The organism is Acinetobacter sp. CAU_H_S139_7, assembly GCF_058599305.1.
In genome coordinates this window covers 1,045,276-1,063,625 of sequence record NZ_CM178651.1, presented here as the reverse complement: position 1 = coordinate 1,063,625, position 18,350 = coordinate 1,045,276, and the positions used below count along the sequence as shown (strand labels likewise).

Genomic DNA, 18,350 nt, shown 5'->3' with positions numbered 1-18,350 from the left:
GAACTCTGTCTTTAAAAGGGCATCAGATTAAGCAATCGCTGCAATTTCAGCCGCCCATTTTTGCTTCTCTTCTGCCGAAATAAACGACGCCTCAAAAGAGTTCAGCGCCAATTGTTTTAGCTCAGCTGCTGTTAAGTCTAACGCATCTGTAATGGCAATAAAGTTATCATTCATATAACCACCAAAGTACGATGGATCATCTGAATTTACCGTCACCTGCACACCTTGTTGCAACAAACGGCGGATATTGTGCTGTGCCATATCGTCAACGACACATAACTTTAAGTTACTGAGTGGACAAACTGTCAGTGGCATTTTCTCTGCGATCAAACGCTGCATTAATACAGGATCTTCTTCAGAACGTACACCGTGGTCAATACGATTCACTTTAAGCAAATCTAAAGCTTCCCACACATATTCTGCTGGACCTTCTTCACCCGCATGCGCAACCACTAAAAAGCCTGCTTCACGTGCTTTAGCAAAGACACGTTCAAACTTTGAAGGAGGATGCCCAACTTCGCTTGAGTCCAAGCCCACACCAATGATTTGATCTTTATAAGGCAATGCCTGCGCTAAAGTTTCCAAGGCTGCTTCTTCACTTAAATGACGCAAGAAACACATAATCAAATGCGAACTAATGCCAAATTTTGCCTCGGCATCATCACATGCACGTTGCAGACCATTCATCACTGTTTCAAAGGCAATACCGCGGTCTGTATGCGTTTGTGGATCAAAGAACATTTCGGTATGCACTACACGGTCTTCGGCACATTTTTCAAAGTATGCCCAAGCCAAGTCATAAAAGTCTTGCTCATGAATCAGTACATTTGCACCTGCATAATAGATGTCTAAAAATGATTGTAGATTGTGAAAATTATAAGCCTGTTTCACTTCTTCAACCGACTTATAAGGAATGTCTATTTGATTACGCTGTGCGATTGCAAACATGAGTTCTGGCTCAAATGTTCCTTCAATATGCACATGCAATTCAGCTTTTGGTAAAGCACGAATGAGCTCCAATTGACTCATATCTTTTCCTCTTTAAAAATAAAAAAGGGTGTAAACTGAGTTTACACCCTTATCACTATTTGATGAATTAGCCACCAAATAACGCGAATTTTAATGCCCAAAGCACAGCTACAATCCACACCATGTACGGTACAGTCGCCGCTTTACCGGTGAACAATTTAACCAATGCATAGCTAATAAAGCCCATCGCAATACCATCTGCAATTGAATAGGTAAATGGCATAAATACAATGGTTAAGAACGCAGGAACGGCTTCAGTAATATCATCCCAATCAATATGGGTAATCCCCTGAATCATTAACACGCCAACAAATAACAATGCTGGAGCTGTTGCAAAACCGGGTACAGATTGAGCTAAAGGTGCTAAAAACAAACATAAGATAAATAACACACCGACCACAACAGCGGTTAAACCTGTACGACCACCAGCAGCAACACCCGCAGACGACTCAATATATGGTGTCGTCGAAGATGTACCTAATGCTGCACCTGCAACAATTGCGGTTGAGTCTGCAAATAATGCTTTTTTCAAACGTGGAAGCTTGCCATCTTTCAGTAAGCCTGCACGGTGTGACACGCCCACCAATGTACCTGTTGAGTCAAATAAATCGACCAAGAAAAATACAAAGATGACGCCCACTAAGCTTGCCGTAAATAGACCCTCAAAGTCCATTTGCATGAATGTTGGAGCAATTGATGGAATCTCACCAACAACACCTTTGAACTCGCTTAAGCCCATTGCTGTTGAAATTGCAGTTAAAGCCAAGATGCTGATAATAATGGCACCACGCACTTTAAAGTGATGCAGTACAACCACCATCAAGAAGCCAAATAAAGCCAAAAGAACCGTCGGTTGCTTTAAGTCGCCCAATCCAACCAAAGTCGCTGGATTGTCCACAATAACGCCTGCATTTTTTAAAGCAATCAGCGCAAGGAATAAACCAATTCCGCCGCCAATCGCAAGCTTAAGCGACATTGGGATTGCATTCACAATGGCTTCACGGATCTTAAACATACTGATCGCAATGAACACCAAACCTGATACAAACACTGCAGCCAAAGCAGTCTGCCAAGGCACACCCATACCCATACACACCGAATAGGTAAAGTAAGCGTTTAAGCCCATACCCGGTGCTAATGCAATTGGATAATTTGCAACAATACCCATAACCAAACAGCCAATTGCGGCTGCAAGACAAGTCGCTACAAAGACAGCACCATGATCCATCCCCGTTTCGGATAAAATCATTGGATTCACAATAATGATGTAACACATGGTTAAGAATGTGGTTACACCTGCAAGAAGCTCTGTACGAAAACTGGTTTTATTTTCACTCAGTTTGAACATACGCTCGAGCATATTTTCTGAAGATGGATTAGGAGTCGTCATGACCTAGCCCCTGTAAATAAACTTTTAAAACTGTATAACTGCCAAAAAATTTCGACACTCAGTACGATGAAAATCTGATTAAATTTCTGGAAGTTAAAGCAATGAATATGCCAAATTTCCTCAATTCAGGAAAAGTTTATTTAGCCATGAATGATTCAAACGTATGGTCGAACCATATATACCTAAACAAAAAAGCCGCATAAACCGTATGCAGCTTTCAACAAAAACGTCATTTTAGACTCAAAGTCTAAAATTCAATATATCTTGGCGCGAATTATAACACACTGATTTTTAATTGTTTTAAATTTATTTTTAATTAAAATTCAACACGATAAGTCATTTATACATGATTTTATTCTATCTTAAGCTTCAAATTACTTTAATGGAGACCTGATCGATTATTGCTTCAGCATCACTTTGAAAACGAGCTATTGACTTTTTCAGGCACGACGTTTGCCTTTGAGAGAGGACTCAACTTTTGCACTTTAGGCTCAGTACTGTTCATGAGTTGATTCAACTGTTGCTGTTTTTTCGTTTCTGTATCCTGAAAAACAACAAACCCAAGCAAACAAACAGCAGCCACAAAAATAGGGATTAGAATTTTTTTCATGACATTCACAATATCCACAACTGCTTTAGCATGATTACAAATCATAACAAATAATACAAAGGGCCACACATTTATCAGATAAAAAGTATCTTCACACTTTATAGTTTTTTCTGATTTAATTATTTCAATAACATAAGATTAAATTAAATGAGTGAGAAAAAAATATGATCAAAGTGCTCAATTTTGTAATATTTTATATTTCAAAAAATTACAGTTGATTAACCTTTTATGAACATAATTTGGTTTAGACAAGATCTTCGCATACACGACCATGCCGCACTTTGGCATGCAAGCCAACATGGACCTATGCTGGCTTTAGTGATCCTATCCCCACAACAGTGGCTATTACATCATGATGCAGCTGTAAAAATTGATTTATATGTCAGACAATTGCACGATTTAAAACAGAGCCTTGCTCAGCTGAATATTCCTTTGCTCATTCTAAATATTCCGCTGTGGCAAGATATTCCACGTCGGCTTTCATCTTTGTGTCATACACTGCAAGTACAACAGATTTTTGCAAATATCGAAATGGGCGTGAATGAGCTTAAGCGCGATGCCGAAGTTCAACAATGCTTAAATCAGCAACACATTGAATTTACACTCTTCCAAGATCGAACCCTCTTTCCCTTAAACAGTATTCGTAACCAATCTGGTAAGCCCTATCAAGTCTTTGGCGCTTTTAAAAAAACCTGTTATGAGCGCTTAAATATTGGCTTACCGCAGTGCTATCCACTCCCTTCTACGCAGCAGCCCATACAACTTCCTACCGATTTAAATACAACCATTCCACACATTGAATCGCTGATTGATGTGAATACGAATGAGCTAAATCAAATTAAAGCCTATTGGCCTGAAACGGAAATATATGCACTTTCAGTGCTCGATGATTTTATTGATCACAAAGTTAGTGACTATCAAAAAGAGAGAGACTTTCCATTTTTAAATAGCACCAGCCAACTTTCAACTTATTTAAATCTCGGGATCGTGTCGATTCGCCAGTGTCTCAATGCCCTGTTTCGTGCTCAACACGGTCAATTTATGATTGATAACACAGGCCAGCAGACTTGGTTAGACGAACTGTTGTGGCGAGAGTTTTATCAGCATATCTTATTTGATTTTCCACATGTCTCTAAACATCTACCATTTAAAACCAACACACAGCGTATTATTTGGCGAGATTCGCCTGAAGATTTAAACGCGTGGCAACAAGGTCGTACTGGTATTCCAATTGTGGATGCAGGTATGCGACAACTACTTGCGACAGGCTGGATGCATAATCGAGTTCGTATGATTGTCGCAATGTTCTTAACTAAAAACTTGTTGATTGATTGGCGCCTGGGCGAGCAATGGTTTATGCAACATTTGGCTGATGGTGACTTAGCTGCCAATAATGGCGGATGGCAGTGGTGTGCCTCGACGGGCACCGATGCTGTGCCTTACTTCCGAGTCTTTAACCCTGTGAGCCAATCTCAGAAATTTGATAGCAATGGTGATTATATTCGACAGTGGCTGCCAGAGCTTGCACATTTAGATGCCAAAAGCATTCATGAGCCTTATGCGAAGCAGCCGAATATGAATTTGGACTACCCCAAATCAATCGTCGATTTAAAATCGAGTCGTATTCGTGCCATCGAAGCATTTAAAGGGCTTTAAACACTTAAAATTTGGGCTAAGTTCTGCTTAGCCTGATGCTCATCGCGCTTTTGGAAAAGTGGTGTTTGATACAGAGGCTGCATTTCTAAAAAGTGCCTTAACACCTGCTGACGTTTCTGTGCATAAAGTAAAGGCTCAACCCAAGCATATTCTTGCTGAATTTGGCGTTCATATTCAGCAAAACGAATAGGATTGCTGGCTAAAATTGCCAGATCAATATCCAGTAGATAAGCTAAATCCAAGTTAGCTGTCGGTGCATGTGCTTGGGTTGCCAAAATCCATGCATAAATCTTTTCCATTTGTTCAGCAACCAGCACACTTTCAAGCACCTGCTTCATGTAAGCAGCACTTTGCTGTTCATTGTCATTTGCTTGCGGATTGTAAATGACATCGTGAAACCAAATCGCCAACTCAACGGATAAGGCATCTGTTAGGTGGGTTTTAATGTCATGAAAATGATCTAAACACTCAACAATATGCTGCACCGTATGATAATGCCGTTGTGATTCACTATAGGCGCTATACAGTGCTCCATAAAGTTCTTCACAACTACTCACAGTTAAATTCAACTGGCTTGCGGTATGTGTCCAATAGTCCTGAAACTGTTTTATATACCGCACCATTGCAATGCCCTTTCGTTATGCTGCCTGTTCATCTCGTTTAAAGACCAACTCACCTTTTAATGAGCTGTCGGCATCAAAGTAATAACCATCTGTTTGGAATGATTTTAACCCTTCAATTTGATCAATTTGGTTTTCAATCATATAACGCGCCATCAAACCACGTGCTTTTTTGGCATAGAAACTAATGACTTTATATTTGCCATTTTTCTGATCTAAAAACACAGGCTTAATAATTTCTGCTTGAATTTTGCTTTCTTTTACAGATTTATAGTATTCATCCGAAGCAATATTCAGCAAAATTTTAGAACCTGCCTGCTCTAAATCTTGGTTAATTAAATCGGTAATGTGATTGCCCCAAAACTCATACAGATTATGTCCGTGTGGGTTAGCCAGCTTGGTTCCCATCTCTAAACGATACGGCATCATCAAGTCCAATGGACGTAGCAAACCATATAGACCAGAGAGCATTCTTAAATGTTGCTGTGCATATTCAATGTTCGACTCCGACAAATGATAAGCATCTAAACCAGTATAGACATCGCCCTTAAAAGCAAACATAGCTTGTCGGGCATTGGCAAAGCTGAATTCTGGCTGCCAATCGCGAAAACGATCGACGTTTAAGGTGGCAATTTTTTCACTGACACTCATTAAGCTTGCAATTTCACTTGCTGACAGTTTGCGACTAACTTCGATCAATTCTTGGGAATGTTGCAGCAATCTGGGTTGTGTATACGCATCGGTTGGTAAAGCAGTTTGGTAATCTAAAGTTTTGGCAGGAGAAACAAGGGCAAGCATAGATAACCTGATTAAAAAACAATTAAACAGACTATATCAGTAGACTTATTTTATTGCCAATCTGTGTTTTTAATAAGCATAAACGGTTAAACTAGCCCATTCTCCTGTTATATGTATCGATTCTCTATGTCTGAGCAGATGTTCATTCAAGGTCCAGTTGGGCAAATTGAAGTTTTTGTAGATTATCCACAGGGTGAAGTGAAAGGATTCGCGGTAGTTACTCACCCCCATCCACTCCAAGGTGGTACGCCTCAACACAAGGTTCCTGCATTGCTTGCGCAAATGTTCTTAGAACGTGGTTGTATTGTGTACCGTCCAAGTTTCCGTGGCTCAGGTCAAAGTGTTGGTCTACACGACGAAGGTCATGGCGAAACTGATGATGTTCTTGAAGTGATTAAGTATGCTCGTGCAGCACATACAACTTTACCCTTCTATGCAGGTGGTTTTAGTTTCGGTGCGCATGTCATGGCAAAATGCTATGATGCTTTACAAGAAGAAATTCGACCAAAACAGACCATTTTATGTGGTCTACCAACGGCAACGGTCGCTGGTGTACGCCACTATGTAACACCGCAGCTTAAAGGTGACATCTTATTCATCCATGGCGAAGCCGATGAAGTGACCTTACTGTCTGACATGATTACGTGGGCTAAGCCGCAGCGCCATTTAGTGACTGTATTACCTGGTGCAAACCATTTCTTTACGGGTTACTTAAAACAGTTACGTATTGCGATTACACGTTTCTTGTGGATTTAACGCATTACTAAGTTTAAGAAAGAAATGGATGTCTAACATTAGCCCCTTTCTTTCTTGAACTTTTTATTTTTAATCTAGACGTATCTCTTTTTCTATTCCAACGCTTAATACGCCATTTCCAGCAGCTTCATTAGTCGTCCCTTATATATCTTCTGTTCTCAAAATAATTTTAAGCTTCCTTTTGAGCGCTAAACTCAATCAGCACGATCTCCATCCAATGCCTGTTTTAAAAATAAGTAAGAGTTTAATCCTGCTAATGGTAGTTTATGCAACAATCTACGCTTGAACTTGATATATTCTGCACATCATTATTCAAATAATAAATTATACAATCAACATCTTAGCTCGTGAGAGCTATTCATTTAAATAATTTTTAAAATATTCAGGGATTTTATGAAAACAATTCTCGGGGCAGTTTTAGTCACTATAGCCACCACATCTGCCTGTGCTCAGGACATTATAGGAACTTGGCGTTATATCGATGATAAAACTGGAGAACCCAAAGGTCTGGTGAAAATTGAAAAGCAAGCCAACGGGACTTATGCTGGAACTGCACTGAAAGCAACACCTCGTCCAGGTTATACAGCAAAAGAGTTTTGCACCAACTGCCCTGCACCCTACACCGATAAGCCTATTATTGGTATGCAAGTGATTACTGGTTTAAAAACTGAAAATAATATTAATTATACGCATGGCAAAATCATTGATCCCGTTTCAGGCAAGCTGTATAGCCTAAAAGGTAAAATTAGCCCAAATGGTAAAAAGCTATTCTTAAGAGGATATTTAGGCGTTTCTGCTGTGGGACGTAGCCAAACTTGGTTACGTGTGGAATAAGGCTTATAGCACATCCAGTTATAAGCGCGTTGACCCATCAAAATATTAAACGTGTTCTGTCCTAAAAAATGCTGAATCAGGAAAAATCAATTCAGCATTTTTTATCTATTCAATTAGCCTTTCCACTCAAACTCAGTAAAACTTTTATCTGTTTTTAGCGTATTTTCAACCGCTTGTGCCAATTGATTTAATAAGCTTCGTTCAGCAATTCGGTCTAACCAGTCTTGCTCTTCTTCTGGATAAGAGGCAATTTCGCACACCAGATTTCCTTCGCTGTCATGACCTTGGCACGTAATAGACAGTGGCAAAGTATGATTATCGACACTCACAGCCACCTGATCACCACTTTGTGGCAATGTTTCAAAACCAAATTGACCTAACTTTTGAACCAGCAAGTCTTGTACCTGCTTCTGTACCACACCGCTTTCACTTACTTCCTGCTGCTGTCCATGCTGTGCAGTAAATTGTAATTTTCTCATTGATCATCCCAAAGGCTTTTTTGTTATATGGGTTTAGCATAATGGCTTAACACAAAACAGCCAAGCAAAAGCTTGGCTGTTCTCACACAAAATATCTAAGCTTTAGTCTTATTCAGTGACTTGGATCGCTAAACCAGCTTGATTGCTTAATTGCGTAAAGGTCGGGAAACTGGTGGCAACCGTTTCAGTACCAATGATTTTAATTTCACCAGAGGTGCGTAAACCTGCCATTGAGAAACTCATTGCAATACGGTGATCGTGATGTGATTCAATTTCTCCACCGGTGAAAATCGCGCCCCACTCGCCCGAATGACCTTTACCTTCGATGATGATGCCATCGTCAGTCGGCGTACAATCGATACCCATGGTTTTTAAACCATCCGCCATCACTTGAATACGGTCTGATTCTTTCACACGCAGCTCAGCAGCACCCGTTAATACGGTTTGTCCTTCAGCACAGGCCGCAGCAATAAACAATACAGGGAATTCATCAATCGCCAATGGCACTTGATCTTCAGGCATATGAATACCTTTGAGTGTACGTGTGCCTTGAATACGAATGTCTGCAATCGGCTCACCGCCTGCAATACGTTCATTTTCAACCGTAATATCTGCACCCATTTGCTTCAAAATCTCGATCACACCTGTACGTGTTGGGTTAATGCCCACGGCTTCTAAAGTAACGTCTGAACCTTCGGTAATCGCAGCACCCACCATAAAGAAAGCAGCCGACGAAATATCTGATGGCACTTGAATCTCTGTACCAACTAACTTACCGCCACCTTGCAGTGAAATACGATTGCCTTCTGTTTTCACGTCATAACCAAATGCACGTAGCATACGTTCAGTATGGTCACGTGTAGGTTCAGGTTCTGTGACCGATGTTTCACCTGCTGCCCACAAACCTGCCAATAAAATCCCAGATTTCACCTGCGCAGATGCCATTGGCAAATCATAGTGAATGCCTTGCAAAGCTTGGTTTCCAGTGATCGAAACAGGAGGTGTACCACGCTCACCTGTTGTTTGAATCTGTGCGCCCATTTCGCGTAACGGTTTAGCAATACGTTCCATTGGACGCTTCGACAGTGATGCATCACCCGTCATTACAGAGTCAAATTTTTGCGCAGAAAGCATGCCTGAAAGCAGACGCATCGAAGTACCTGAGTTACCCATGTAAAGCGCACTTGCTGGCGCTTTTAGGCCATTTACGCCCACACCATGAATCGTCACTTCACCATTTTTAGGACCTTCAATGCTGACTCCCATATCACGGAAGGCTTGTAAGGTTGCTAACGCATCTTCACCTTCCAAGAAACCTGTCACATGTGTCGTTCCTTTCGCAATTGCACCAAACATGATTGAACGGTGTGACACAGATTTATCGCCTGGCACGCTAAACTTACCTTGGAAACTCTTTTTACCCGGTAATATGGTGAATTGCTGTGTCGTCACTTTATTGTTCTCCATGAAAGGTTTTTGAGCGAGCATATGGTTAAAATGCTGGCGTGCTGCTTGCGCATGTCCGAGCAAGCCCATTAAAGCATGTGAATCTTCATCTTCAATGAGTTTACGAATCGTTGCCAGTTGGTTTTCAAAACCATCTACGGCATTTAAAATGGCTTTTTTATTGGCAAAAAAGATGTCATGCCACATTTGTGGGTCACTTGCCGCAATTCGAGAAAAATCGCGGAATCCCCCTGCAGCATAGCGAAAAATGTCTAAATTATCTTCACGGTTTGCCAGTTGTTCAACTAAGTTAAAAGCCATCAAATGCGGAAGATGACTGGTATGCGCCAAGACTTCATCATGCTTGGCCACATCCATACAAATCACTTCTGCTTTCGCAGCTTGCCACAGTTGAATCAGTTTCTCTACAGCCCAATCAGCACTGGTCGGTAACGGTGTCAAAATCACTTTATGATTTGCAAATAAATCGACCTTACCTGCATGCACACCCGTGTGTTCTGCACCCGCAATGGGATGCCCTGGTACAAAGCCAGCAGGTAATGCTTCGCCATACACGGCTTTGGCCGCGTCGACCACATTGCCTTTGGTACTGCCCACATCGGTAATAATCGTATGTTCTTGCAAATATGGTTTGATGGTTTCCAAGACTTTTTGCGTTGCACGAACAGGTAAGGCTAAAACCACCAAGTCCGCACCTTGAACCGCCTGCACAGGATCACTATACCCCTGTTGGATTAAGCCCAAAGCTTTGGCATCCTGTAAGGTTTTTTCCGAACGTGTAGAGGCTACAATATTTTGGGTTAAACCCTCAGCAATCATCACCCGTGCGAGACTCGAACCAATCAGCCCAAGACCAATAAATGCAACTTTTTCAAACAGTGGCGCAGACATAATTTAAGCGTTCGCCTCTAAACCTAGTACGTTGGCCAAAGCCGTTAAAAATTTCGTATTTTCAGCTTCAGTTCCAATCGATACTCGTAAATGATTGGCGATGCCCACTGGACGAACAATCACCCCTTCTTTCAATAAAGCATTAAAAGTTTGTGCAGGATCGGCTTGTATATCGACCAGAATAAAGTTAGCACGAGAAGGCTCATAGTTTAGACCTAGCGCTTTAAAACCTGCTTCAAGTTGCACCATGCCAGCTTTATTGACCACACGTGATTTCTCAATGAAATCTTCATCTTTCAGTGCAGCAACTGCTGCCACCATGGCTAAATGGTTGACGTTAAACGGCTGACGTATACGATTTAAGAAATCTGTCACTTCTGCCGATGCTAAAGCAAAGCCAACACGTAATGCCGCTAAACCAAAGCACTTCGACATGGTACGGCTAACAATCAGGTTCGGATACTGTACTAAAAACTTTAAGCTGTTAAAGTTTTCTGGGAAATATTCCACATAAGCTTCATCCAAAACCACGATCACATGACTTGGTACTTTTTGCATGAAGCGCTCAAATTCAGCCTCTTCAAACCAAGTTCCTGTCGGATTATTGGGATTCGCAATAAATACCAATTTGGTATTGTCTTTAATTGCCGCCGCCATCGCCTCAAGGTCATGCGAAAAACCTTGAGCAGGTACTTCAATCGCTTCGGCATTAATGGCTTGCGTGACCAATGCATAGACTGCAAATGCGTGTTGGCTATACACCACTGAGTCTTTTTCTGAAACAAAAGCACGGGCAAAAATTTCTAGCAGATCGTTTGAACTATTGCCTAAAGTAATACAATCATGTGCTACACCAAACTGCGCATGAATTTGATCCTTTAAAATAAAACCACCACCGTCTGGATATCGTCCAATTTCCGCCAATTCAGCAGCAACTGCTTCTTTTACTTTGTCCGAACAACCCAAAGGGTTTTCATTTGAGGCAAGTTTAACAATATCGGTCATGCCCAATTCACGCTCTAATTCGCTGATTGGCTTACCTGGTTGATATGGTTTTAACTTCGCAATACCTTCATTGGCTGGAGCAAACGACATGTGACCTTTCCATTCTTACAAGTGGTGTACATGGTTGAGTTTGGAGTAAACCCAACCACCTTAGAGATTACAGTACTGCAATCGGGTATGAACCCAATACTCGAACTTCTTTCACGAGTGGACGAATCTCTTCAATCGCCGCTTTAACATTGTCTTGTTCCACATGACCTTCTAGGTCAATGAAGAAAACATAAGCCCATTTTTCAGGCAATGCTGGACGCGTTTCGATGCTGGTCAAACTAATGTTGTGCTTTGCAAATGGTGCAAGGATTTCCAATAATGCACCTGCACGATCATGTGCAGAAATCAGCAATGAGGTTTTATCATTACCGCTTTGCGGGATTCTTTCACGACCAATCACCAAGAAACGCGTGGTGTTCTCAGGATTATCTTCAATATTACTGTGTAAAATTTCTAAATCATAAATACTTGCTGCAACATCAGATGCTATAGCAGCAGAATGCCATTCAGTACGAATACGACGTGCCGCTTCAGCATTCGAACTTAAAGCTACACGTTCCACACCAGGATAGTGCGCGTCCAACCATGCACGGCACTGCGCCAAAGTTTGCTGATGTGCATAAATTTGTTTAATGCTGTCTTTACGCGTGTTTTCAGACACAAGAAACTGGTGATGAATACGCAATTCAACCTCACCAATCACATTTAAGTGTGAGGCTTTAAAGCAATCTAAAGTATGGTTGACCACACCTTCTGATGAGTTTTCTACTGGCACCAAACCATAGTGGGCGCTGCCTGCTTCCACTTCACGGAACACTTCATCAATAGTCGGTAAAGGACGAACCACAGCATCATGTCCAAAGTGCTTCAACACCGCAGAGTGTGTATACGTACCGACAGGGCCTAAAAATGCAATACTTTGCGGTGCTTCTAGTGCCAAACATGCAGACATGATTTCACGGAACAAACGCGCCATGGTCACATCAGACAAAGGGCCTTTATTACGCTCCATAACATTCCGTAAAACTTGCGCTTCACGTTCTGGACGGTAAAACATTGGATTCTCTTCAGAAGCAAATTTTGCTTTTGCAACAGCTTCCGCCAGTTTCGCTCGACGGTTAATAAGTTGTTGAATCTGTTGATCAACAGAGTCGATATCCTGACGGATTTGGTTGAGGTCAAGAGAAGTCGTTGTGTTTTGATCGTCTTGGATCATTGTTATGTCGCCCTTCATAAACATTGTGCAAACAGTATAACAATAGTTAGCTTTGAAATCTTGCGCAATAAGACTTTGTATGTTTCAGTGCTAAAAACATACAGTTGATTTAATCATCAAGTTTATCAATAAACTGCCCCAATAATAGACATCAATAAAACCACTGAGCCCTGCCTATTTTCTTCTTACTGTTATGCATAAACATCGCTCAAGCAAAATACCACGACGATGTTTTTCGAGTCTTAGCTCTTCCCTTTTAAAGCCCTGTCTTGCTTTTGAAAAATTTTGCTACACTTCACAAAAATCACCATTCATCCGTATTTCAGTGCGTTAGAATATCTTTTAAAATATGCTTTACTTAAGTTGACGTATTCATAACAAAGAGAGTATGCAGCAGTAGCGAATGCTCTATAGTCTCAATAAAACAAAACAATAATGAACTGTAGGTTCTGTCATGCACAAAAAAATTGCAGTCTTGGTCACCTATGACTTTGAGGATGCCGAATATGCTGAACCCGTAGAAGCATTTCGAGCAGCTCGGCATAGTATTATTAACCTCGAAAGTCAGGCTGGAAAAATCATTTATGGCAAAAAGCGTAAAGCTTTTGTCACCATTGACCAAAGTATCGATGATGCCTCTGTGCATGACTTCGATGCCTTACTCATTCCTGGCGGCTTTTCGCCAGACAACCTGTGCCAAGATGAACGCTATGTCTTATTTGTCAGGCACTTTGCAAACATGCAAAAACCTATTTTATGCAGTGCAGACGTTCCGCAAATTTTAATGCATGCTGGAGTTGTGAAAGGTAGGCGCATGACGTGTATCCATCACCTTCATCAAGACTTAAAAGATGCAGGTGCCGTGCTGTATGACACAGGTGTTGTGAATGACAATAACTTATACATTTCATCACAAACCCAATATGACCTCCCCGCCTTTATTCAAGAAAGTTTATTGGTACTGAACCGATAAAAAAGAGCCTACTTGAGGCTCTTTTACGCATGTTTATATCAGCACCTAGGCTTAACGCCCAAGTAGACTACGCGCGACAATTTCTTTCATAATTTCATTAGTCCCGCCGTAAATGCGTTGAATACGCGCATCGACAAAGAAACGTGAAATTGGATATTCACTCATATAGCCATAGCCACCAAAGAGCTGCAATAAATTATCTGCCACCTTCATTTGCATGTCTGTTGAAAAACTTTTTAATGCTGCTGCGGTTTCGACATCCAGCTTGCCTTGCATATAAAGCTCAACGTTTTGATTGTAAAAAGCTGCTGTGGCTTGTTCATCAATCTTGGCTTGAGCCAAAACAAAACGTGTATTTTGGAACTGCGAAATATGTTGACCAAAAGCTTGGCGCTCTTTGACGTATTGGATGGTGACATCAATCGAACCGCGAATTGCACCTATAGCTGTTGCTGCAATTGCTGTACGCTCTCGTGGTAGCTCTTGCATCAAATAAGCAAAACCTTGGCCTGCTTGTCCCAACAATTGATCTTTCGGGACTTTGACATTGTCATAAAACAACTCAGAAGTGTCTTGTGAATGTAGCCCAATTTTGTCGAGGTTGGTGCCTTTTTTAAACCCATCCAAATGGGTATCGACCAACATCAGTGAAACACCCTTTGCGCGGGCTTGCGGATCAGTTTTTACTGCCAACACCACAAGGTCGGCATGCTGCCCATTGGAAATAAAGGTTTTAGAACCATTTAAAATATAATGCTCCCCTTGCAAAATGGCATTACTTCGCATGGCTTGTAAGTCTGAACCCGCACCCGGTTCCGTCATTCCAATCGCACCGACCACTTCACCTGACACCATTTTCGGTAACCAGTACTGCTTCTGTGCTTCAGTTCCGATATGCAAAATATAAGGCGCTGCAATTTCAGAGTGACAAGAAATACCTGTCGATAAAGCACTAAAACCTGCACGTGCCGACTCTTCCACCAACATCAGTGAATAATGCGTTGGAACACCATAACCGCCATATTCCTCAGGTACATCGACACATAAGAAACCATTTTCACCCAAGACATTCCAGACTGAGCGCGGCATTAAGCCTTCTCGTTCCCACTGTTCATAGTGTGGCGCAATGTGTTCATTCATAAAACGGCGAAAGTTATCGCGAAATAGTTCTAGGTCTGCATCGTAATTCAACATGTTTCTTCCTTGTAGTGACGTTATTTTATTATTCAGCTCACATGCTAGCCATTTTTAATGCAACTGTCATGAACGCATCAGGCCATTTTATATTCCAATAAAAAAGGAAGCCCTTGGGCTTCCTTTTTAAGATGAACTGAAATTATGCGTGAGCATTTTCTTCAACAGCCATCAAGCGGTCTACTTCTTCTGGATTTGCAAGTGCGAAGTTTAATTTTTCTTGGTCTAACTGACCGACCCATTTCGCAACAACAATCGTTGCCAATGAGTTACCCACCAAGTTGGTTAAAGCACGTGCTTCAGACATGAAACGGTCAATACCTAAGATGAGCGCAAGGCCCGCCACTGGAATATGACCAACGGCTGACAAAGTCGCTGCCATCACAATAAAACCAGAACCCGTTACACCCGCAGCACCTTTCGATGAAATCAATAGCACGCCCAATAAAGTCACTTGGTGCATAAGATCGAGCTGAGTATTGGTCGCTTGTGCAATGAAAATTGCCGCCATCGTTAAATAGATTGAGGTACCGTCTAAGTTAAATGAATAACCCGTTGGAATAACCAAACCAACCACTGACTTTTCACAACCTGCAATTTCAAGCTTTTTCAGCATACGCGGTAAAACAGACTCTGAAGATGACGTACCCAGTACGATCAACAACTCTTCGCGAATCATACGAATCATTTTCAAAATACTGAAGCCACAAAGACGTGAAATTGTGCCTAAAACCAAGAAAATGAAAAGTAAACAGGTAATGTAGAAACAGATAATCAACTGAGCAAGCTGTGCCAAGCTACCAATACCATATTTACCGATGGTATATGCCATTGCACCAAAAGCACCAATTGGAGCAAGTTTCATGATCATATTTACAATGTTAAAGAACACATGCGAAATTTGATCGATGAACTTCAGTACAGGTTTACCTGCATCACCCAACTTATGTAATGCAAAACCAAACATCAAGGCAAAGAGTAGCACTTGCAGGATTTCACCTTCAGCAAATGCGCCAACCACGGTGTTTGGAATAATATGCATGAAGAAGTCGACAGTTGTTTGCTGCTGACCCGATTCAACAAACTTTGAGATACCTGAAGTATCTAGTGTTGAAGGGTCAACGTTCATGCCCACACCTGGCTTCCAGATGTTAATGACCAGCAAACCGATCAACAGTGCAATCGTCGATACAATTTCAAAGTAAAGTAGCGCAACACCGCCTGTTTTACCCACAGACTTCATACTTTCCATACCCGCGATACCACTCACGACGGTACAGAAAATTACTGGTGCAATAATCATCTTGATCAGCTTAATAAAGCCTTGACCTAGAGGATAAAAAAGCTCACCCCAGCCGGGTACATATTTTTCAACGCCATTGATAACTTGCGTACCACTAGGGAAAAAATGTCCTACTAAGATACCCGCAATAATCGCGACAATAACTTGAAAATATAGTGACTTATAGATTGGTTTCTTAGTCATAACGAATACTTCTGTAAATCAAAAGACTGAAAAAATCGGCATACCTATACTTCCTCATAGGTAGTGGGCTTTCTGATAAACACAAAAAAGCCCACAGTTTGGACCGCATCCAAACACCGGGTAAAAAACTCATGGTGTACAAACAACAGCAATGTGACAAAAATCACAGTTCATTCATATTTACTGCAATGGGAGAGACTAAAAACTAACGAGTCACAATTATTGGGTAAATTTTACCTAACATTCTTTAATCAAAGTAAACTGATTTCAATCATAATGTATAAAATCTAAACAATATGACTCATACTTTAGTCTAATGGTGAAAAATTTATTTAAAATTAAAAGTGCTGTTTTTTTTGATTGTTCCACTAAAATAGCACAACACAGCCTTCACTTACTTTGGTTTTTCCATGAACAACAAAAGAAATATTTATAAAGATGCTGAGCACCCTTTTGCCCAGTTTGTTCGCATTATTGGCAAAGGGAAAAATGGTGCGCGCTCACTCAGTTATGAAGAAGCTTACCAAGCCTTTGATATGATCTTGAAAAATCAAGTGTTAGATGTACAGCTCGGTGCATTTCTGATGCTACTACGAGTTAAGGAAGAGTCTGTAGATGAACTGGTAGGCTTTGTTCAAGCCACACGAGATCAACTGCCGTTCACGGCTTTAGAGGTCGATTTAGACTGGTCTTCTTATGCAGGCAAGCGTAAACACTATCCATGGTTTCTCTTAGCGGCACTGACTTTTGCTAAAGCAGGTTATAAGGTCGTGATGCACGGAGCATCAGGTCATACCATTAACCGTATTTATACTGAGCAGGTATTAGAGTATCTCGATTTTAATATTTGCCAAACTCAAGCAGATGTGGAACAGGAATTAGCGACGCGTAATTTTGCATATTTACCGCTGCACGCCATCTCCCCGATTTTAAGTGACTTAATTTCCCTACGAAATGTTATGGGTCTTCGTTCACCCATTCATACTCTTGCACGCTTGATCAATCCATTTAATGCCAAAGCAACCTTGCAAGCTATTTTCCACCCTGCCTATCGTGGTTCGCATCAGCAAGCAGCATTTAAACTGGGCTATAAAAATAGCGCGGTCATTAAAGGTGAAGGCGGCGAATTTGAACGTAACCCAGATGCCAAAACACTGATCTGCGGCATCAAAAATGGTGAACTCTACGAACATGAGCTACCTAAACTCACCGACAACCGAAGCCCAATTGAAGAAGAGTTAGATTTGGCTGAGTTTAAAGCAGTTTGGCTGGGTGAAAAACAGCATGAATATGGTGAAATGGCAGTGACTGAAACCATTGGCATTGCGCTCTATACCATGGGAGTGTGCGATACATATAGCGATGCCATGCAACAGGCCAACCAGCTTTGGCACACTCGTTTCTAAGCATAAGGGACAAGCAAAAGCGTGAACGTTATTCGTTACGCTTTTCGACCCAGTAAAAGTCGGCCCAGTAAGGATAATGCTTTCCTGAAGAATGAATATTTCTGAGTATCAACTGATCACCAATATGGATCTCAATTTTTTGAGATTCATAAGGGCCAGATAAATAAACATCTTTTTGTTGTCCAATGAGGTTTGAACAATAGAGCTGATGGCTTTTTATCTTTTTCGATGCTTCACCTGCATGGGCGTTATGGATCTTTATTCCAATCAATAACATCGGATAACCATCATTTTTCATTGATGTGTATTGTGTGACGGGATTTTGAAAATTTTGACTCGGTAACACAGAAACATCTAATAAACATTCAATTTTTCTTGCATCACTTGTTCGCTCAGCAAATACATTGGTCGAAATTACAGTAATGAAGAATAAACTGAGTCGAGTGAGCTTTATTATTTTTATAAGCATAATGATTGAAACAGTTTGAA

17 protein-coding genes are annotated in these 18,350 nt (G+C 41.1%); 5 read left to right on the top strand and 12 right to left on the bottom strand.

Annotated elements, in window-relative coordinates:
- Positions 1 to 27: 27 nt before the first annotated feature.
- From AC4MC0_RS05245 to AC4MC0_RS05235, 3 genes are all read right to left on the bottom strand, one after another.
- A complete protein-coding gene (locus AC4MC0_RS05245; RefSeq protein WP_491887323.1) occupies positions 28 to 1,029 on the bottom strand; it encodes an adenosine deaminase in 1,002 nt (333 codons plus the stop codon).
- Between the two features lie 67 nt (positions 1,030 to 1,096).
- Positions 1,097 to 2,419 (bottom strand): NCS2 family permease, encoded by a 1,323-nt coding sequence (locus AC4MC0_RS05240; protein WP_004696144.1) that lies wholly within the window; start codon positions 2,417 to 2,419, stop codon positions 1,097 to 1,099.
- A 412-nt stretch (positions 2,420 to 2,831) separates the two neighbouring features.
- A complete protein-coding gene (locus tag AC4MC0_RS05235; RefSeq protein WP_004696143.1) occupies positions 2,832 to 3,074 on the bottom strand; it encodes a hypothetical protein in 243 nt (80 codons plus the stop codon).
- A gap of 183 nt (positions 3,075 to 3,257) precedes the next feature.
- On the opposite strand from AC4MC0_RS05235, the gene AC4MC0_RS05230 reads away from it, so the two are divergent.
- Positions 3,258 to 4,685 (top strand): cryptochrome/photolyase family protein, encoded by a 1,428-nt coding sequence (locus AC4MC0_RS05230; RefSeq protein WP_491887322.1) that lies wholly within the window; start codon positions 3,258 to 3,260, stop codon positions 4,683 to 4,685.
- Here the strand turns inward: AC4MC0_RS05230 and AC4MC0_RS05225 are convergent.
- A complete protein-coding gene (locus AC4MC0_RS05225) occupies positions 4,682 to 5,308 on the bottom strand; it encodes an HD domain-containing protein (RefSeq protein ID WP_491887321.1) in 627 nt (208 codons plus the stop codon). The two genes, AC4MC0_RS05230 and AC4MC0_RS05225, sit on opposite strands and share 4 nt — an antisense overlap.
- Before the next feature lie 15 nt (positions 5,309 to 5,323).
- The gene (gene yaaA / locus AC4MC0_RS05220; protein WP_005400565.1) at positions 5,324 to 6,103 is read right to left on the bottom strand and encodes a peroxide stress protein YaaA; all 780 of its coding nucleotides are present in this window, start codon (positions 6,101 to 6,103) and stop codon (positions 5,324 to 5,326) included.
- A 126-nt stretch (positions 6,104 to 6,229) separates the two neighbouring features.
- Here yaaA and AC4MC0_RS05215 point away from each other — a divergent pair, with 126 nt between their 5' ends.
- Positions 6,230 to 6,859, top strand: a complete 630-nt coding sequence (locus AC4MC0_RS05215; protein WP_125273532.1) for an alpha/beta hydrolase — start codon at positions 6,230 to 6,232, stop codon at positions 6,857 to 6,859.
- A gap of 393 nt (positions 6,860 to 7,252) precedes the next feature.
- Positions 7,253 to 7,693 carry a DUF2147 domain-containing protein gene (locus tag AC4MC0_RS05210; protein WP_010327146.1) on the top strand — a complete coding sequence of 147 codons (441 nt, stop codon included), beginning with the start codon at positions 7,253 to 7,255 and terminating at the stop codon, positions 7,691 to 7,693.
- A 113-nt stretch (positions 7,694 to 7,806) separates the two neighbouring features.
- Here AC4MC0_RS05210 and AC4MC0_RS05205 read toward each other — a convergent pair whose 3' ends face one another.
- The 4 genes from AC4MC0_RS05205 to pheA all read right to left on the bottom strand — a co-directional run bounded on the left by AC4MC0_RS05205 (position 7,807) and on the right by pheA (position 12,802).
- Positions 7,807 to 8,172, bottom strand: coding sequence for a hypothetical protein (locus tag AC4MC0_RS05205; RefSeq protein ID WP_125274733.1), 366 nt, complete (start codon positions 8,170 to 8,172; stop codon positions 7,807 to 7,809).
- Positions 8,173 to 8,280: 108 nt separating this feature from the next.
- Positions 8,281 to 10,530 carry a bifunctional prephenate dehydrogenase/3-phosphoshikimate 1-carboxyvinyltransferase gene (locus tag AC4MC0_RS05200; protein WP_491887320.1) on the bottom strand — a complete coding sequence of 750 codons (2,250 nt, stop codon included), beginning with the start codon at positions 10,528 to 10,530 and terminating at the stop codon, positions 8,281 to 8,283.
- Between the two features lie 3 nt (positions 10,531 to 10,533).
- Positions 10,534 to 11,625 (bottom strand): histidinol-phosphate transaminase, encoded by a 1,092-nt coding sequence (hisC, locus tag AC4MC0_RS05195; RefSeq protein ID WP_491887319.1) that lies wholly within the window; start codon positions 11,623 to 11,625, stop codon positions 10,534 to 10,536.
- Positions 11,626 to 11,692: 67 nt separating this feature from the next.
- Positions 11,693 to 12,802: a prephenate dehydratase gene (pheA, locus tag AC4MC0_RS05190; protein ID WP_335997913.1), complete on the bottom strand. Its 1,110-nt coding sequence runs from the start codon at positions 12,800 to 12,802 to the stop codon at positions 11,693 to 11,695.
- Between the two features lie 454 nt (positions 12,803 to 13,256).
- On the opposite strand from pheA, the gene AC4MC0_RS05185 reads away from it, so the two are divergent.
- A complete protein-coding gene (locus AC4MC0_RS05185; RefSeq protein WP_114837591.1) occupies positions 13,257 to 13,775 on the top strand; it encodes a DJ-1/PfpI family protein in 519 nt (172 codons plus the stop codon).
- Positions 13,776 to 13,826: 51 nt separating this feature from the next.
- On the opposite strand, the gene AC4MC0_RS05180 is transcribed toward AC4MC0_RS05185, so the two are convergent.
- Together AC4MC0_RS05180 and AC4MC0_RS05175 are read right to left on the bottom strand one after the other, a co-directional pair.
- Entirely contained in the window at positions 13,827 to 14,969 is a 1,143-nt protein-coding gene (locus AC4MC0_RS05180) for an acyl-CoA dehydrogenase family protein (protein ID WP_004696119.1), read from the bottom strand.
- Between the two features lie 142 nt (positions 14,970 to 15,111).
- Entirely contained in the window at positions 15,112 to 16,455 is a 1,344-nt protein-coding gene (locus tag AC4MC0_RS05175) for a dicarboxylate/amino acid:cation symporter (RefSeq protein ID WP_183174841.1), read from the bottom strand.
- Positions 16,456 to 16,865: 410 nt separating this feature from the next.
- Between AC4MC0_RS05175 and AC4MC0_RS05170 the strand changes: the two genes are divergently transcribed.
- The gene (locus AC4MC0_RS05170; RefSeq protein ID WP_491887318.1) at positions 16,866 to 17,861 is read left to right on the top strand and encodes a glycosyl transferase family protein; all 996 of its coding nucleotides are present in this window, start codon (positions 16,866 to 16,868) and stop codon (positions 17,859 to 17,861) included.
- A gap of 28 nt (positions 17,862 to 17,889) precedes the next feature.
- Here the strand turns inward: AC4MC0_RS05170 and AC4MC0_RS05165 are convergent, their stop codons facing one another.
- Complete coding sequence (locus AC4MC0_RS05165) at positions 17,890 to 18,330, bottom strand: hypothetical protein (RefSeq protein WP_114837366.1); 441 nt, start codon at positions 18,328 to 18,330, stop codon at positions 17,890 to 17,892.
- Between the last annotated feature and the right edge of the window lie 20 nt (positions 18,331 to 18,350).

What these genes read in the sequence shown, in the direction of transcription:
- AC4MC0_RS05245 (WP_491887323.1), bottom strand. Translation starts at nt 1,029, where the DNA reads ATGAGTCAATTGGAGCTCATTCGTGCTTTACCAAAAGCTGAATTGCAT.
- AC4MC0_RS05240 (WP_004696144.1), bottom strand. Translation starts at nt 2,419, where the DNA reads ATGACGACTCCTAATCCATCTTCAGAAAATATGCTCGAGCGTATGTTC.
- AC4MC0_RS05235 (WP_004696143.1), bottom strand. Translation starts at nt 3,074, where the DNA reads ATGATTTGTAATCATGCTAAAGCAGTTGTGGATATTGTGAATGTCATG.
- AC4MC0_RS05230 (WP_491887322.1), top strand. Translation starts at nt 3,258, where the DNA reads ATGAACATAATTTGGTTTAGACAAGATCTTCGCATACACGACCATGCC.
- AC4MC0_RS05225 (WP_491887321.1), bottom strand. Translation starts at nt 5,308, where the DNA reads ATGGTGCGGTATATAAAACAGTTTCAGGACTATTGGACACATACCGCA.
- yaaA (WP_005400565.1), bottom strand. Translation starts at nt 6,103, where the DNA reads ATGCTTGCCCTTGTTTCTCCTGCCAAAACTTTAGATTACCAAACTGCT.
- AC4MC0_RS05215 (WP_125273532.1), top strand. Translation starts at nt 6,230, where the DNA reads ATGTCTGAGCAGATGTTCATTCAAGGTCCAGTTGGGCAAATTGAAGTT.
- AC4MC0_RS05210 (WP_010327146.1), top strand. Translation starts at nt 7,253, where the DNA reads ATGAAAACAATTCTCGGGGCAGTTTTAGTCACTATAGCCACCACATCT.
- AC4MC0_RS05205 (WP_125274733.1), bottom strand. Translation starts at nt 8,172, where the DNA reads ATGAGAAAATTACAATTTACTGCACAGCATGGACAGCAGCAGGAAGTA.
- AC4MC0_RS05200 (WP_491887320.1), bottom strand. Translation starts at nt 10,530, where the DNA reads ATGTCTGCGCCACTGTTTGAAAAAGTTGCATTTATTGGTCTTGGGCTG.
- hisC (WP_491887319.1), bottom strand. Translation starts at nt 11,625, where the DNA reads ATGTCGTTTGCTCCAGCCAATGAAGGTATTGCGAAGTTAAAACCATAT.
- pheA (WP_335997913.1), bottom strand. Translation starts at nt 12,802, where the DNA reads ATGATCCAAGACGATCAAAACACAACGACTTCTCTTGACCTCAACCAA.
- AC4MC0_RS05185 (WP_114837591.1), top strand. Translation starts at nt 13,257, where the DNA reads ATGCACAAAAAAATTGCAGTCTTGGTCACCTATGACTTTGAGGATGCC.
- AC4MC0_RS05180 (WP_004696119.1), bottom strand. Translation starts at nt 14,969, where the DNA reads ATGTTGAATTACGATGCAGACCTAGAACTATTTCGCGATAACTTTCGC.
- AC4MC0_RS05175 (WP_183174841.1), bottom strand. Translation starts at nt 16,455, where the DNA reads ATGACTAAGAAACCAATCTATAAGTCACTATATTTTCAAGTTATTGTC.
- AC4MC0_RS05170 (WP_491887318.1), top strand. Translation starts at nt 16,866, where the DNA reads ATGAACAACAAAAGAAATATTTATAAAGATGCTGAGCACCCTTTTGCC.
- AC4MC0_RS05165 (WP_114837366.1), bottom strand. Translation starts at nt 18,330, where the DNA reads ATGCTTATAAAAATAATAAAGCTCACTCGACTCAGTTTATTCTTCATT.